Below are 17,372 nucleotides of genomic sequence, written 5' to 3' on the forward strand. Positions count from 1 at the left end.
CTGAAATGAGTTTTTCACAAAAAATAAAAAAAGTGACCTACGCACTTACATCTCGTACGGCAATGCTAATTATTGGCTTTTTAGCTTTATCATTATTAATTTGGTTTGGCGGCCCATTAATCGCGATAGCTGACTATGTACCACTACAAAGTATTGCAGCAAGACTGTTTACTATTATATTGGTTTTATTGGTTTTTTCTGTGTCTAAAATTTATCGTCTTGTGCAACAAAGCAAACGAGACGAAAAAATGGCTGATGAGTTAATTGATAGTAATAACGATACAAATAGCTCTGAAGTAAATGAAGAAATTACTACGCTTAAAACGCGAATGAACGAAGCTATCGATCTTTTAAAAGACGTAAAGCTGTTCAAAGGTAAAAATATTTACCAGTTGCCATGGTACATAATGATAGGCCCACCAGGGGCTGGTAAAACTACCGTAATTCATAACTCAGGACTTGATTACCCGCTAAAAGACAAACTAGGTGTTGACTTGGTTCATGGTGTTGGCGGTACTCGTAATTGTGATTGGTGGTTTACTAATAAAGCAGTTTTAATTGATACAGCTGGGCGCTACACAACGCAAAGCAGTCATGCAAAGCATGATTCACGTGCATGGGAAGGCTTTTTAGGATTACTTCGTAAGTACCGTCCTCTTAGGCCTATTAATGGTGTAATGATCAGTATGGGTATTTCTGAGCTGATGAGCCAGACCAAAACTGAGAGAAACCTACATGCTCGTGCTATTAAACAGCGCTTACAAGAGCTGCAAAGCCAATTAGGCATGACCTTTCCTGTTTACGTTATTTTTTCTAAAGTTGATTTAATTGAAGGTTTTAGAGAGTTTTTTGGCGAATTAACCGAAGAAGAGTGTGAGCAGGTTTGGGGCGTAACCTTTGAACTTGATTTAGATAAAGACACGCAAGTAGATGCTTTCAACAAAGAATTTCACTCATTAATTTCTAAATTAACTGAAATGTTAAATCGTAGATTAATTAATGAAAGAAACGAAGAAATTCGCGCTAAGATATTTGAATTCCCTAGGCAGCTTCGTGTTTTACAAGGTGTAGGAGATGCTTTTTTAAAAGAAATATTCACTCCTAATGCATACGAAGAACTACCAATGTTTCGTGGTGTTTACCTCACAAGTGCAACGCAAGAGGGTACCCCATCTAGCTTTTTAAACGAAGCAAACGCAGGTGAATCTGGATACATTAACCAATCTAAAAGCTTTTTTATAAAGAACGTATTAGAAGGTGTAATTTTTCCAGAGCAAAACTTAGCAAGCACTAACAAACATCATGACAAGCAAAATAAATGGCTTCGTGTTGGTAGCATATCGCTTGCATGCATAGCTTTATTTGGTTTTTCAACATCGTGGTACTTTAGTTTTGCTTGGAATAGTAACTTAATTTCAGAGACTGAAGATGCGATTGCAACGTACCAAGAGCTTGATACAGCCTCATTTGACCGTAATAACTTACTAGTACTAAACGACAGATTAAAGGCTCTTAGAAACTTACCTGCAAGCAACCCTGAACTTGTTAATACACAAGAGTCTAAATCAATTGGGTTTGATAAACTAAATGAAATAAAAATGGCTTCTACACAAGCCTACGACCGTTCATTACAAACGTATTTAGAACCGTTTATTGCAAGTACCTTAATTAAAGAAATGGAAGCTCATCCTGAGCACTTAAGTTATTTATACGAAACACTTAAGTGTTACCTCATGTTGTTTCAGCCTGAATACTTTGAAAGTGAAGATATAACGGTTTGGTTTAACGCTTATTTAGAGCGTAACTTACCAGGCGATAAAAATATGCAAACCAGAGTAGAGCTGATGGAGCATGTAGCTACATTACTTGAAAATGGTGTAAGCCAAATTGAAATTGATAATCAAGCAGTGCGTGTTGCGCGAGCTGAGCTAACTAAGCTACCAATTGCTGAGCGAGCATATCAACGATTACAAGCCGACTTCCTAGATAGCAGTATTCCGCCATTTAGGCTTACAGACATTATTAGTTTTGAAAGTGCGCAAAAATTTACTTTTAGAAATGACGGTGAGCTTACGCGAAGTATCCCTGGCTTATATACATTTAATGGTTTTCACGGCATTTTTAATGTAGAGAAAAGTAAAATGCTTGGCAATTTAATGGCAAGTAGCTGGGTGTATGGTGAAGAGGCAACGGGCACTTACGATATTTCTAAAGATGAGATTGAGAAGAAACTAGAGCAGCGATACTTTCAAGATTATATCTATTATTGGCAATCATTTATTGATGATCTGAGCCTGAATCAATATAGCTCTCCGGCTGAGGGGGTTAATATTACTGATGCCTTAGCAGGCTCTGAAGCGCCTATTAAAAATATTATCACAGCAGTACAAAAAAATGTGCAGCTAACTAAATTACCAGTATCTGATAACCAAAAGGCTGCAGGTAAAGTTGCAGCAAATGCTGCTGAAATAGCTATGCAAACCAAAGCTAATCGTATCAAGCGATTTTTACCTGACGAAGCCCCTAAATTTGATATTAAATTACCGGGTCACCAAGTTGAAGAAGCCTTTGAAGATGTAATAAAAATTGATGCTCAACAATTAGATAATATTCAGAAAAATCTAAGAGAGTTAAACGTTTACTTAACCAAACTTGATAGAGGCGATCAATTAAAGTCGTCAATTAAAGACCAAATTAGCGGTAAAAGTAAGCCTAGCTTTATTCGTCAGCTTGAGTTTCAAAGTCGAGATTTACCTTACCCGTTTAATAGTTGGCTGTTAGATATAAGTAGAGATACTAGTAACATAACTAAAAATAGTGCCAACAGACATTTAAACGAGATGTGGAAAAGTAAGGTGCTACGCGAATATAACGCTGCAATTGTTGGCCGTTATCCGTTTTCTCCATACGCAGAAAAAGAAGTGAATATGAAAGATTTCACTCGATTTTTCGGCCCAGGTGGAACAATTGATAGCTTTTTCACCAATTATATTGCGCCAAGTGTAGATATGAGCTCAACGCCATGGAAATTTGAAAAAGATATAGGTATTAGCCGAGATACATTAGCGATGTTTGAACTGGCGAATCAAATTCAAACAGTCTTTTTTGATGGCGGAAGTGCAACACCAAGAATTGAGTTTGGCTTAAAACCATTAGAATTAGACCGTACCATCTCTAGCTTTATGCTCGAAATTGACGGTCAGTCAATGACTTACAGGCATGGTCCACTTAGAGTAACAAATTTTGTATGGCCTGGAGCAAGTGGCCAGAGTAAAACACGAGTTGTATTTACTCCTCCAAATGGTGGTCGTTCTATAAATACAACTTACCAAGGTGAATGGTCGCTATATCGCATGTTAGACGAGTTAAGTGCTAAAAGAGCAAAAACACGTGAAGACTTAGAGTTACATTTTTCACTCATGGGAAACAATGCGAAAGTCGAGTTATTGCCTAAATCAATCAGGCATCCATTTTGGAATAAAAGTGTAGAGAAGTTTTCATGTCCGACCCGATTATAAATATTGGTTATCTTGGCAAAGTACCTAGTTTAGGTGATTTTGTACAAGATAGCGTTTCGAAAGAGTTTTCAGAGCATTGGGAGCAGTGGCTGCAAGCAGCCATTGCAGTGAGTAAAGAACAGCTAGGTGAAGTATGGCAAGATAATTACTTAATTGGACCAGTATGGCACTTTGCATTATCGCCAAACATTGTTGGTGACAAAGGCGTTATGGGGACTCTATTACCGAGTATGGACGCAGTAGGTAGACACTATCCCTTCACAGTTGCTAGCACATTAGAATTTGCACCTATAGATGTTTTAAACTCAGGTGTGTTTTCTTTAGAGTATGAAGACACTGTATTAAAAGTGCTTGATAGTTCGGTTGATTTATTCTCTTGGCGTAAAGAGGTTGCTAAGTCTCTAAGCTCTATAGCAGGAGTTAAAAAGCAGGTTAGTTTTTTAAATTCTGTAGATAAAAATAAAAGTGCAGAAGCATTTGAGTTCTCAGGTGATGAGTTATCAAGTCAAGTCCTCCAAGATGCAATGCATGCTCTTTTGTTAAAAAAACACGGTGATTACAGCGTTTGGTGGACACATGGCTCTTATAATATAAAGCCTATGGTACTCATAACGCCTGGCTTGCCTGCGGTAAATCAAGTTGCAGCAATGTTAGATGGAAGGTGGAAACACTGGGAATGGAACTTTACACAGGTAAAAAATAGTGATTAGCAAGTTTAGTACAAGTTATGCAATTACCCACCGAGGCGCAGTGAGGCAGCTTAACGAAGATGCGCATGTAGAGATAAATAACCATAACTTATGGGTTGTCGCAGATGGGATGGGAGGTCACGAAGCAGGTGAAGTTGCCAGTCAGCTTGTTGTAGATGTAATAAGAGCAAAAGTTGAAGAGCTACCACTTGAGAAGCTTGAAGTATCTCACATAGTTGAAGCCATTGAAGATGCGAATAGGCAATTAAACGAATATAGCGCCCAATATTTAGGTAGCAAAACCGCAGGAAGTACAGTTACTGCCTTATTTCTTAAAAATAATAAGTACTATGTTTTGTGGGTTGGTGATAGTCGAGCTTATATGCTTCGAGATGGCCAACTTAAGCAGATATCGCGAGATCACAGCCAAGTAAACGATTTAATTGATGAAGGGATTATTTCAGTAGAAGAAGCCAAGACACATCCATTATCAAATGTAATCACAAGAGCTGTGGGTGTTACTGCGGATGTAAAAGTAGATGTTATTCAAAATGAAGTAAAAACGGGCGATATATTTTTACTTTGTTCAGATGGGCTCACCGGTGAGTTGTCTGATGAAGACATATGTTTATCGCTAGAGCCTAGTAGCATTATTGATTCTGGTATGGCGCTTATGCATTCATCATTAGTTAGAGGTGCAAGAGATAATGTGACCTGTATTTTAATTAAGTACGATGAAGGATACGCTGGTCATAAATCAGAAACATTCAACATTCAAGATGAAGCTACTATCCCGCTTTTTTCTAAATAACGATTTTAAGTTAAAAAATTTGGTTTGTATTTTATATTTGAGTTTTTACTTTAATTACATCTATTAATTAATAAGTATATTAAATTTTAATTGTTTATATAAAGGCAATAATTAAGGTTTAAACTCAATTGTAACTAGGCTTGTAATTTATTATAAAGAATGTAATATGAAATCCGCTCCGCTTTATTGGAGTTTTATGGATAATTATTAGGACGACGGAATGTTTTTATTTGAAGAGTATATTTCCCCTATTTCAGACACCGAGGTTGCAGGTATTGATCCTCGCTCAGATGTCTCGCCTACGTCGACTTATTACGCCTTAAAAGATTTAAGAAACCAGCTTCGCGCAGCAGAAAGAAATGCATTAGTGGATGAAGAAGGTATTTCCTCACTAGCAAGAGATTGGCTTCCTTTATTAGAGCAATGTAGCAAAGCAATAAAAACACAAAGCAAAGATATCGAATATTTAGCTTGGTTTATTGAAGCACTTTGTCGAATTCATGGCTTCAAAGGCTTAGCTTTTGGTTTTAAAGTTGCTCATAACTTGCTCGACAATTATTTTGATGAATTATACCCGTCACTCGATGACGATGATGAAGTGTCAGACAAAGTATCTGCATTGGTTGGCCTCAATGGTTCAGCAGGCGAAGGTACATTAATAATCCCGATAAAAAGTATCTATCTGACCGATAGCGCCAGTATGGAGTCATATTCTTTTTGGGAATATCAGCAAGGCTATGATATTTCTCGTTTAACAGATGAAAAAAGAGAGAAAAAGCTTAATTTAGGTGCTGTTGACTATGAGCTCATTGAAAGAAGTGCTGCAGAAACAAGTACTGAATTCTTTGTTACTTTAAAACAAGACATTGAAAACGCGATTGAGCAATTTGCTTTATTAAGCGAAGTATTGGATAGAGTAACTGGACAGCCACAGCCAACATCAAATATAAAACAAGCATTAGCAGTTAGTCTTGCTGCTGTTGAGCATGTTGCTGCAGATAAGCTTGAAGCTGCTGATAAGGCAAAAGCTGCATTAAACGAAGTGCAAGAAGTGGTTCAAAGTGAAGACGACGACGGTCAAAGTGTTACAGAGCAAGTTGTAAAAGTTAATCACGAAATTAACTCAAGAGAAAGTGCGATTAATAAACTCAAAGAAATCGCTACTTTTTTTAGAAAAACAGAGCCGCACTCACCTATGTCGTACACCATAGAACAAGTAATTCGATGGAGCGAATTGTCGCTGCCTGAATTATTAAATGAATTAATTACAGATAGTGATGCTAGGACTGGGTACTTTAAGTTGTCTGGCATTAAAATCAGCGAAACTGAAACATAAGTAAAAGGAGTTCTCTATGAGTATCCATGATAAATTAAAACGAGTTCGTAAGCCTCGCGTACACATCACTTATGATGTGGAAACTGAAGGCACTGCAGTAAAAAAAGAATTACCATTTGTTGTTGGTGTTATGGGCGACTTCTCTGGTGATAATACAGAAGCATTAAAACCACTTAAAGATAGACGATTTGTGCAAATAGATCGTGAAAACTTTAATGACGTTTTAAAGCGCATGAGCCCTTCACTAAAATTATTAGTTGATAATACGCTTAATGATGATGGTTCTGAATTTGAAGTAAAACTTAACTTTAAATCGATTGATGACTTTGAACCAGCAGCTGTTGTAAATCAGGTTGAGCCATTACGTAAATTAATGGAAACACGCAACAAGTTACGCGATTTAATGACTAAGATTGACCGCTCAGAAGAATTAGAAAACGTGCTTGAAGAAGTACTAAGCAACACAGCAAGCTTAGATACAATCGCAAAAGAGCTTAAAATAGAGGAGACTGAAAAATGAGTACAGAGCAACTAAGTACTGAATTAGAGTCTACCTCAGAAGCAACGTCTTCACTATTAGAGCAAGCTATTGGCGCAACTAAGCAAACCGATGCAAGCCGTGCAGAAGAGTTACTTAAAACACTGACAGAAGAAGCCTTAAAAGGGACTGTTCAGTGGAACAAAAACATGACAGTGACGTTTAATGAAGCAATTCAATTAATCGATCAAAAGATCTCAAAACAGCTAAGTGTAGTAATGCACAGCGAAGAGTTTCAAAAGTTAGAAGGCTCTTGGCGTGGATTGCACCATTTAGTAATGAATTCTGAGACAAGCTCAACACTTAAAATTCGTATGCTAAATATGAAGAAAAAAGAACTTCATAAAGATTTGAGCAAAGCTGTTGAGTTTGACCAAAGCCAAACATTCAAAAAAATCTATGAGTCTGAGTTTGGTACTCCAGGTGGCGAACCATACGGTACTATCGTTGGTGACTTTGAGTTTACTAACCACCCTGAAGATGTTGAAACATTAAGTCTAATGTCTAATGTTGCAGCCGCTGGTTTCTGTCCATTTATTGCAGCTTCATCTCCATCATTATTTGGTTTTGATAACTGGGAAGAGCTAACCAAACCACGTGATTTAGAAAAAGTATTTGAATCTCTAGAGTACACTAAGTGGCGTTCATTCAGAGACAGCGATGATTCGCGTTTTGTTTCATTAACTATGCCTCGTTTCTTATCTCGCCTACCTTATGGTGCGGCTTCTAAACCAGTTGAAGAATTTAACTATGAAGAGTTTGAAGTTGAACCAAAAGATGGCCGTTCAGTAAGTACTGATAACAGTGATTACTGTTGGAGTAATGCAGCCTACGCTATGGCAACAAATATGACCAAAGCATTTGCTCAATACGGTTTCTGTACTGCAATACGTGGTGCTGAAGGCGGCGGTAAAGTAGAAGGTCTTCCTACGCATATCTTCACAAGTGATGATGGCGATCCAGATCTTAAATGCCCAACTGAAATTGGCATTACAGATCGTCGTGAAGCTGAATTAAGCAAGTTAGGTTTCTTGCCTCTTTGTCATTACAAAAATACAGATTATGCAGTATTTTTTGGTGGACAAAGCTGTCAAAAACCACAAATTTATTCAACTCCAGATGCCACAGCTAATGCGGCAATATCTGCACGTCTACCTTACCTTATGGCAACGTCTCGCTTTGCTCATTACCTAAAAGTAATGGCGCGTGATAAAATTGGTAGCTTTATGGAAGCTGAAGACGTTGAGTCTTGGTTAAACCGCTGGATCCTTTCGTACGTAAATGCGACTGAGGGTGGTGGTCAAGATATCAGAGCACGTTATCCTCTAGCAGATGCAAAAGTATCAGTTAAGGAAATTCCAGGTCAACCGGGTGCATATAATGCAGTTGCATGGTTACGACCTTGGCTACAAATGGAAGAGCTTACTTCTTCTTTACGCCTTGTAGCTAAAATTCCAGAGATCGGTTAATTAACTGATCTCGAGCGTTAAGGATAATGCAGTAGAATGAATCACGAAGAGTTTTCATTTATAAATCAAGACTTCGCTTTTGTACAAAAAGCGCAGTCTAGAATAAGTGATAATGAGGCTTTACTCGATAGGTTTTTAAACGAAAAAAACCTAGATAAAGCCTTGTTGTTATGGCTTGAAGGCTCTTCAGATTCACCTATATCTTGGACTAAAGAATCACTTGGTCCTTATTTACAGCGCGTAATTGTTGAACTCGATCAACTCATTTCAGAACAATTAAACCTCATAATTCATAATGATAGATTTCAAAAGTTAGAAGCCAGTTGGCGTAATCTTTGGTGGCTAATACTTCAAAGCGAACAATACGACAAAGAAAATAAAGTAAAAATAAAAGTATTGAACTGCGATTGGGCAACACTCTCTAAAGATGTAAACAAAGCTATTGATTTTGACCAAAGCCTATTTTTTCAACTACTTTATCAAAGTGAGTTTGATAGCGCAGGTGGCGAGCCATTTGGTGTAGTAGTAGGTGATTATGAAATTAGTAACATGTGCTCAGCAGGCACAATTTATAATGACATAGACACAATAAAAGAAATATCTAGAACCGCTGCCGCTGCTTTCTCTCCATTTATTTGCTCGGCTTCTCCTAACTTATTTGGTGCAGATAACTTTTCTGATTTAGGCTATTACGCAGACTTGTTTAACCAGTTTGAACAACCCGAATACGCTAAATGGCAAAGCTTTCGAGCGATGGAAGAATCTCGCTTTATTGGGCTTACGCTTCCACATGTATTAGTTAGACCGCCATATAGCAATGATGGAAAGCGTCATCAAGATTTTTATTTTAAAGAACAAATTAAAGATCCTGAAAGCGATATGCTTTGGGGCAATGCAGCATACCAATTTGTATCTACCTTAATAAGAGCATATTGCGATAGTGGCTGGTTTGGGCACATTCGTGGTATTGAGCCGGGTAAATTTTCAAAGGGGTTGGTTACAGGGCTGGCGAGAGACAGTTTTGCAAACGACACCTATCAAAAAGAAGCAAAGCCACCACTAAACTTATTAGTAACAAGCAAATTTGAAAAGCAATTTTCTGAACTTGGCTTTATTCCAGCATCATCAGTGACTAATACAGAACACATTGTTTTTTATAGTAATGCATCGGTTCAAAAAACCAAAAACTATGAATCAAGCGCCGCTAATATTAATGCGCGCTTATCTTCAATGCTGCAATATATTTTATGTGTATCTCGTTTTGCTCACTATTTAAAGCTATTAGCTCGAGACCGTGTCGGCTCTTATAACACGGCACAAGCTTGTGAGCGAGACCTACAAGCGTGGATAAATAATTATACAACGGCTTCAGATTCCTCCTCCGAGCATATAAGAAGTAAGTACCCGTTAAGTAATGCCAGAATAAAAGTCAGTGAAAATAAAGCCAATCCAGGGCATTACTTTTCTGTTTTACAATTACAGCCACATTTTCAATTAGATCAGATGATCTCCAGTATTAAATTAATTACAGAGCTCAGTCCTCATCATAAAATAAAGGAATAGTCATGAAAAAAATACATAGCTTAATTCGCGAGGGGAAACTTACTGATGCATTATCTTGTTGTGCTACAGAGCTTCAAGATGAGCCATTAAACTTTGATATCAGAAGTATTTACGCCGAATTACTTTGCATAAATGGTGAACTTGAAAAAGCCGATAAACAGCTAGATTTCATGGTACAAAAAAATCCAGAGTTTGCAGTAGGTGCAGTAAATTTAAGACACCTAATTCGTGCTCAGCAATCTCGTGTAGATTTTTATCAAGGTAAAGGCATTCCTAAGTTATTTCATGATGCGAATGAGTTAGACACACTATTTTTGAAAATGCATGTTGCTCTGTTAGAAGGCTCAACTGACGAAGCAGCTCAGTTAGCTCAAGAGATGGAGTCTTTAAGAGTTAGCACAGACGAGGCATCAACTAGAGATCTTGATGATTGCTTAAACCCGTACCTAGAGGTTTTAGGTACTAATGGTGAGTTTTATCTAGCAAACTTTAACGAAATTGAATCGTTAAAAATGGAGCCAGTAGAATCTTTATTAGAAAGTATTTGGTTACGTGTTGAAATTACAATTAAAGATGGTCCATCAGGTACAGCTCATTTACCACTTGTTTATATTAACTCTGAATCGGAGCTTGAAAAGCTAGGTCAAGTGTCTGACTGGGTTGAGTTAAAAGATGAATTTATTATCGGTAAGGGCATGAAAATGCTGTTTGTTGATGATGAGGCTATCACCATCCCAAATTTAAAAATAAGCTCACTTGAAACAGCATAATTTAAGCTTAAGCAACCATGATAGAGCATAAACAGCAGCTTCAAGCATCCATTATAGATAGGCTCATTGACGATGAGCCCGACTTCCAGGATGCGCCATCACGTACCGAAGGCATCACTATTAGTGAGCTTAGAAAAAACGTGCGCAGAGATATTGAAGCTTTGCTAAATGCTCGAATTCAATGGCATACATGGCCAACTCAATACACCGAGCTGGCTACTTCATGTTTGTCTTATGGTTTACCTGACTTTTCGAGTATGTCTGTAAGTTCTCACGAAGGGCGCGCATTACTGTGCGAAACCGTCAGAAATACAATTTTAAAGTTTGAGCCACGGTTTCTTGAAGTAGAAGTTTTTACAGATGAAGAAGTGCCTTTAAACAGAGTATTAAATTTAAGAATAAATGCGCTTTTATACGCCGACCCTGAGCCAGAGTTTATCAGTTTTGATTCAGAAGTAGAGCCCGTGAACTTGGGTATGAAGATTATTGAGGCATCATTATGAACGATGAGTTATTGAAGTATTACAATCGTGAATTAGCATTTGTGCGTCATTTAGGTAAAGACTTTGCTGAAAAATATCCAAAAGTTGCAGGGCGTTTAAAGTTAAGTGAAGATCATATTGAAGACCCTCATGTCTCAAGATTAATAGAATCTTTTGCATTTTTAACTGCCAATATAAGGCAAAAGCTCGACGATAGTTTCCCGGAGTTAACGGATGCTTTGCTAGGGCAAATGCTACCAGATTACCAAGCGCCAATTCCATCAATGTCAGTTGTTAAGCTCGAAGCTGAGAACTTATCTACGGCAGGCGTGGTTATACCAAAGGCAAGTGAAGTAGAAACTAACGTTGACTCAATGAAGCAATGTAAATTTCAAACGTGTTATGAAACCTACCTTTGGCCTGTTGAAATAACAAATGTGCAATTTGATAATAGCCCCTTTGTAGCGCCTAAGCCTCGCTGGCAAGAAAAAGCAAAATCTATTTTCAAAATAGAATTAACAGGTGAGTATAAAGGGGTTTCGCTTGCAGAAACCGGCCTTGAAAAATTACGGATTTTTATCAATGGCCAATGGCATCATACACTTAAAGTTTACGAGCTACTATTCAAACATAGTATTGGTATTGCTATAGACAATGGCGATGAAGGTATTAGATATCTGTCAAAAAACCAATTAAAAGCAGTGGGCTTTGATTCTAACGAGGCTGTGGTTCCTTATTCGCAGCGCTCATCTGCCGGATATCGTTTGCTCGTCGAAAATTTTACTTTTCCTGAGAAGTTTAGGTTTTTTGAGCTTGAAGGCATTCTTTCATCACTGCCTAAGCAATCTAATAAATGTAGTATTTATATTTACCTAGATACTGAATCTGCTGAGCTTGAAAAGCAAGTAGATAAAGATATGTTCTTATTAGGCTGTACACCAATAATAAACTTATTTGAACAAGAGCTTGAGCCAATACGACCTGAGATCAGTGAATATGAATATCAGTTAACACCGCGTTATATGGACTCGGAAATATCAGAAGTAATTGGTATATCGGAAGTTATTGCATTTGATCATAAAGGCAATAAACAAATTGTTTCGCCTTTTTATGGTCAAACACATCCTAAATATCATGGACATGATGATTTGTTTTGGCATATTCGTCGAGAAACTGCTTCTTGGGCCGGCGGTTATGTAGAGTCAGGAACCGAAACATTTTTATCGTTAGTTGATGCTACTTTTGAAAATAGTGCGATGGAATATGGTGACGGAAACTCTGTACTTACTGTGCGCGCAAATTGTAGTAATCGCAACCTACCAGCAAGCATGCCATTTGGTGATGACGAACTTGGTTTATTAATGCCTGAGCGCGGCGATGTAATTAAAAAAATTAGATGTTTAACGCCATTTACTCATGCAGTGAGACCTATATTAGCTGATGCAACACGGTGGCAGTTAGTTAATCATTTAACGCTTGATACTTTTAGTGGTGAAGATGCATGTAATAAGCTTAAAGAAGTTTTGCGTTTATACGATTTTAGAGCATCACCACAAACTAAAGGCATGATAGATAATATTTATAGAGTGGTAATAGAGCCCTCAACTGCCCGTGTGATTCAAAAAGGTAAAGTAAGCTTTGCAACAGGCAGCGAAATTGAAATTACATTCGCTAACGATGATTTTTCTGGCAGCGGCATGTTCTTCTTTGCATCAATACTTGATCACTTTTTTGCTCAATTTGCAGCAATAAATAGCTACACGCGTTTAAGTTTAAGGCTTAAAGAGCAAGAACAAATTTATTATCAATGGCCTGCAAGAGTGGGTGACTGTCCGTTATTATGATAAAGCAAATAATCTCACAAGCTTCTCAAATTGACTTTTACAAAGCTGTTTTCATAATTGAAAATCAGCTAAAAAAGCGTGGCTTAGATTATCGACATGTCGGTTACGACAGTAATCCAAAGCAAGAGTTGATTAAGTTTACAGCTACCCAAAAGTTTGGTTATCCAGGTAATGCAATTACCAAATTAGAAGAAACTGGTTTTGAAGACGGTATGCATAAAGTAACTATGCAGGTTTCTTTTATGGGACTGACGGGTTGTTCAGGCGCTTTACCCCAGTTTTATAGCGAACTTGTGATGCAGCGTTTGCGCTATAAAGATACAACCATGCGTGACTTTTACGACATGTTTAATCATCGTTTAGTCTCACTGTATTACCGCGCTTGGAAAAAATATAAGCCTTCGCTTAATCACGTTAATAAAGAAAAAAACAAAGACCCATACACACAAATACTCGGTTTATTAAGTGGTGGCTATAACGAGCACCAACTGCATTTTTCAGGTTTATATAGCCGTAAAATTAGAAATGCATTTGATTTAAAAAATGTACTTTCGTCATACCTAGGTTGTGATGTATCAATCAAACAAATGGTTGGCCAATGGCACGAGTTAAAAGAGCAAGAACAAACCCGTTTAGCAAGCCAGGCATTATATGAAGGCCAGCACGCCCGTTTAGGTGTTGATACCATGATTGGAAATAAAGTATGGGACGTATCTTCTAATATCGAAATCCACATAAAATCAGATGATCCAGATAAAGCAAAACAACTTTTGCCCAAAGGTCCGCTTTTCGAAATAGCGAACCAAATAACAAAAGACTATGTAGGAAATGCTATTAACTTTCGCTTAGTCATTGAGTCAAATTTTCAAAATTTAGGTGCCGCTAAACTTTCAAAAAATGAGTGTCAGTTAGGCGCTAATAGCTTCTTATCTGTACAAGATAACAAATTAAAATCTAACCCTACTAAGTTATCGTTTAAGGGATAATTAAAATTAAAAGGAAAAAAGTATGTCTTCGATGACACTGAATAAACTAGTTGAAAAACTGAGTCCTGATTGCAGAAAAAGCCTAGAAGGTGCTGTTGCTATATGTAATAGTCGCAGTCATTTCACGGTTGAACTTGAGCATTGGTTACTTGCAATGATTGAGCAGCAATTAGATGATGTTAGACTAATTTTTGGCTCGTTCGATATAGATATTGATAAAGTTCAACAGGATTTAAATCAATCATTAGAGTCGTTTAAAACGGGTAGTGAGTCATCTCCTAGTTTGTCAGTGCATGTTACGAGTCTTCTTAAGCAATCTTGGTTAAGTACCAGCATTGAGTTTACAGATAATCAAATTCGTAGTGCATACGTTATTTATACCCTTACTAAAGACGATACATTATCTAGCTTAGTAACACGTTGTAGTAAGTTATTTAATAAAATAGAGCCTGGTCAATTGCTTCATGCATGGCCTGAAATAGTTGCGCAATCTCAAGAGCGCAACCATTCAGTACAAAATGCGTCAACTCAAGCAAATGTTGGTTCTAAAACTCCAAGTTTAGATCAATTTACTGTTGATTTAACTGCCCAAGCACTCGCTGGAAAAATAGATCCTATTCTTGGTCGTGATTTCGAAATTCGTCAAATGGTTGATATTTTAACCAGACGCCGCCAAAACAACCCAATTTTAACTGGTGAAGCGGGCGTAGGTAAAACAGCTGTGGTTGAAGGGCTAGCATTAAGAATTGCTCAAAAAGACGTACCTGCTGTATTACAAAATGTAAAAATTCACAGTTTAGATTTAGCACTATTACAAGCTGGTGCAGGTATGAAAGGGGAATTTGAAAATCGCCTTAAATCGCTTATCAATGAAGTAAAAAACGCGGTAAATCCGGTTATTTTGTTTATTGATGAAGCACATACCATGATTGGTAGCGGTGGTGCAGCGGGTCAAAATGATGCGGCAAATCTATTAAAGCCTGCTTTAGCGCGTGGTGAATTACGCACAATAGCTGCAACTACTTGGGCTGAATACAAAAAGTTTTTTGAGAAAGACGCCGCATTAACACGCCGCTTCCAAGTTGTAAAAGTTGAAGAGCCAACCCCTGAAAAAGCGGTGGCAATGTTACGAGGCTTAGTGCCTGTAATGGAAAAACACCACAAGGTGTTTATATCTGAGCAAGCACTTGAAGGCGCGGTGCATTTATCACATCGTTACATTACTGCAAGGCAGCTACCAGACAAAGCCGTTGCATTACTAGATACAGCTTGTGCACGTGTTGCAATGAGCCAAGCATCTACTCCAAATACTATAGAGCAGCTTGTAAATCGCTTAAGCGAAATAGAAACACAAGTAAAAATGCTTAACAGAGAGCAAAAAACGGGTTTAGATCATTCACAGCAACTAGACACATTAAAAGCAGAGCTAATTACAATTGAAGAGCGATTAGCGCCGTTAAATGAGCAATTTAGTGCTGAAAAAGAAATTGTAGCTGAGCTTAATCAAGCTTTAGAGCTTATTAACTCTCAAGATGAAGAGTCATCACAAGAAATACTCGATAAGCTAAGACTTAGTAAAGAGAAGCTAGCCTCTTTTGAACATAATATGGTTCATTGGCAGGTTAACGAAGAGCTTATAGCGCAAGTTATTTCAGATTGGACAGGGATACCTGTTGGCAAAATGCATGAAGATGAAATACATGGCATTTTAAATTTAGCACAGCAAATGAAGCAACGAGTTGTAGGGCAAGACCACTCTCTTGATTTAATAGCTAAAGTTGTTCAAACATCTCGTGCTCAGCTAGCAGATGAAAGCCGTCCTAACGGTATATTTATGTTAGCAGGGCCAAGCGGTGTGGGTAAAACAGAAACTGCACTTTCGCTAGCCCAAGAAGTGTATGGTAGTGAAGAAAACGTCACGGTAATTAACATGTCAGAGTTTAAAGAAGAACATAAAGTTTCTTTATTACTTGGCTCTCCTCCAGGATATGTAGGTTACGGTGAAGGAGGAATATTAACCGAGGCTGTAAGAAGAAAGCCATACAGTGTTGTACTTTTGGATGAGATGGAAAAAGCACACCCAGGCGTACAAGATATTTTTTATCAAGTGTTTGATAAAGGTACAATTAAAGACGGTGAAGGCCGCGATATCGACTTTAAAAACACAATTATTATTATGACCTCAAACGTGGGCACAGATACCACAATGAGCTTATTTGAAGACGAAGAAAGTAAACCAAGCATCAAAGGTTTATTAAAGGCATTACAAGATGATTTACTTGCTTCATTTAAACCGGCATTTTTAGGTCGTATTAATGTAATTCCTTACATTCCATTAAGTGACGATATTCTTACTGAAATTGCCGCTATTCAAATAAATAAAATAATTAAACGTGTTAAAAAACACTACAATGCAGAGTTAATTTATAATGACGATGTAATTGAATATATTATTGCTAATTGCCAAAATGCAGGCTCAGGTGCACGTAATATTCACACTATACTTCAAAATAGAGTGCTGCCATTGTTGTCTGAGGTTTTACTTTCTAGCATGATTGACGACAAAGAAATTTATAGTATATCGCTATTAGTAAAAGATAATGAATTTGAACTAGAGCTGAATTAAAGGTTAATTAAAGTTAATTTGAAATAACTTGTTATTAAGGTTGTTTCTTTAGTTTGAGGGCATTATAATTTTGGTGCCTGATATCACTACATGGAATTTTTGAGACATTGTCTTCATCTAAGGAAAGGAATCAGAAGGCCTTTTCATTGCTGTATTAAAGATAATGGTTTCAAAGGAATTTTGGTATATACCAAAGTAAAGAATCCAGTATTAATGGATAACATTGTTTAATAAAAAGGAGCATTATCAAATGCAAGCAAATACATATTTAAAATACGGTTCAATCAAAGGCGAAACTACTGCTGAGTCTTTCAAAGATTTAATTACAGTTTTATCTCTTGATTGGAATGTAAGTCGCGAAATTAGCTCAGCTACTGGTACAGCGATGGACCGTGAGTCAAGCTCTACTCGCCTTGGTGACGTAACAATCACTAAACTTCAAGATAAAGCATCTCCGGATCTTTTCAAAGAAGCGACAATCGGTAAAGGTTTACCAGCTGTTTTCCATATCACTAAGCAAGGTGATAAGGTTGAAGAAATCATGAAAATCGAACTTACAGATGCAATGATTTCTAGCTACTCAGTTTCAGTACAAAATGATCGTCCAATCGAAACAATCACTATCAGCTACACTGAAATGATGATGACTGTTACTCCAACAGACGACAAAAATAACATTACTGCTCCTCTTGTATACGGTTACAGCGGTGTTAAAGGTCAACAAATGTAATATTTGTTAC

The 17,372-nt window shown here is 37.4% G+C and carries 13 protein-coding genes; all 13 read left to right on the forward strand.

From position 1 onward, the window contains the following. The first annotated feature begins 5 nt into the window (after positions 1-5). The 13 genes from tssM to AC5NT5_RS17945 all read left to right on the forward strand — a co-directional run bounded on the left by tssM (position 6) and on the right by AC5NT5_RS17945 (position 17,362). On the forward strand, positions 6-3,518 hold the full coding sequence (gene tssM / locus AC5NT5_RS17885; protein WP_182755894.1) for a type VI secretion system membrane subunit TssM: 3,513 nt from the start codon (positions 6-8) through the stop codon (positions 3,516-3,518). Then, a complete protein-coding gene (gene tagF, locus AC5NT5_RS17890) occupies positions 3,500-4,228 on the forward strand; it encodes a type VI secretion system-associated protein TagF (protein ID WP_182671928.1) in 729 nt (242 codons plus the stop codon). Before tssM ends, tagF begins: the two co-directional genes overlap by 19 nt. Next, positions 4,221-5,018 carry a PP2C family protein-serine/threonine phosphatase gene (locus AC5NT5_RS17895; RefSeq protein WP_024595081.1) on the forward strand — a complete coding sequence of 266 codons (798 nt, stop codon included), beginning with the start codon at positions 4,221-4,223 and terminating at the stop codon, positions 5,016-5,018. The genes tagF and AC5NT5_RS17895 overlap by 8 nt, the downstream gene beginning before the upstream one ends. A 220-nt stretch (positions 5,019-5,238) precedes the next feature. Then, a complete protein-coding gene (gene tssA, locus AC5NT5_RS17900; protein ID WP_154902980.1) occupies positions 5,239-6,354 on the forward strand; it encodes a type VI secretion system protein TssA in 1,116 nt (371 codons plus the stop codon). 16 nt (positions 6,355-6,370) lie between these two features. Further along, positions 6,371-6,874 (forward strand): type VI secretion system contractile sheath small subunit, encoded by a 504-nt coding sequence (gene tssB / locus AC5NT5_RS17905; protein WP_024594566.1) that lies wholly within the window; start codon positions 6,371-6,373, stop codon positions 6,872-6,874. Beyond that, positions 6,871-8,361: a type VI secretion system contractile sheath large subunit gene (gene tssC, locus AC5NT5_RS17910; protein ID WP_058547845.1), complete on the forward strand. Its 1,491-nt coding sequence runs from the start codon at positions 6,871-6,873 to the stop codon at positions 8,359-8,361. The genes tssB and tssC (AC5NT5_RS17910) overlap by 4 nt, the downstream gene beginning before the upstream one ends. A 36-nt stretch (positions 8,362-8,397) precedes the next feature. Further along, a complete protein-coding gene (gene tssC / locus AC5NT5_RS17915) occupies positions 8,398-9,924 on the forward strand; it encodes a type VI secretion system contractile sheath large subunit (protein WP_494513682.1) in 1,527 nt (508 codons plus the stop codon). Positions 9,925-9,926: 2 nt separating this feature from the next. Next, the gene (locus tag AC5NT5_RS17920) at positions 9,927-10,694 is read left to right on the forward strand and encodes a type VI secretion system accessory protein TagJ (protein WP_182711776.1); all 768 of its coding nucleotides are present in this window, start codon (positions 9,927-9,929) and stop codon (positions 10,692-10,694) included. 17 nt (positions 10,695-10,711) lie between these two features. Beyond that, entirely contained in the window at positions 10,712-11,197 is a 486-nt protein-coding gene (gene tssE / locus AC5NT5_RS17925; RefSeq protein WP_024594570.1) for a type VI secretion system baseplate subunit TssE, read from the forward strand. Beyond that, positions 11,194-13,020 carry a type VI secretion system baseplate subunit TssF gene (tssF, locus tag AC5NT5_RS17930; RefSeq protein WP_024594571.1) on the forward strand — a complete coding sequence of 609 codons (1,827 nt, stop codon included), beginning with the start codon at positions 11,194-11,196 and terminating at the stop codon, positions 13,018-13,020. Before tssE ends, tssF begins: the two co-directional genes overlap by 4 nt. Continuing rightward, on the forward strand, positions 13,017-14,006 hold the full coding sequence (gene tssG / locus AC5NT5_RS17935; protein ID WP_024594572.1) for a type VI secretion system baseplate subunit TssG: 990 nt from the start codon (positions 13,017-13,019) through the stop codon (positions 14,004-14,006). The genes tssF and tssG overlap by 4 nt, the downstream gene beginning before the upstream one ends. A gap of 22 nt (positions 14,007-14,028) precedes the next feature. Further along, on the forward strand, positions 14,029-16,632 hold the full coding sequence (gene tssH / locus AC5NT5_RS17940) for a type VI secretion system ATPase TssH (RefSeq protein ID WP_494513683.1): 2,604 nt from the start codon (positions 14,029-14,031) through the stop codon (positions 16,630-16,632). A 250-nt stretch (positions 16,633-16,882) separates the two neighbouring features. Further along, on the forward strand, positions 16,883-17,362 hold the full coding sequence (locus AC5NT5_RS17945; RefSeq protein WP_024594574.1) for an Hcp family type VI secretion system effector: 480 nt from the start codon (positions 16,883-16,885) through the stop codon (positions 17,360-17,362). Positions 17,363-17,372: the final 10 nt, after the last annotated feature.

The sequence above is a fragment of the Pseudoalteromonas sp. J2K-J599 genome (assembly GCF_059295115.2).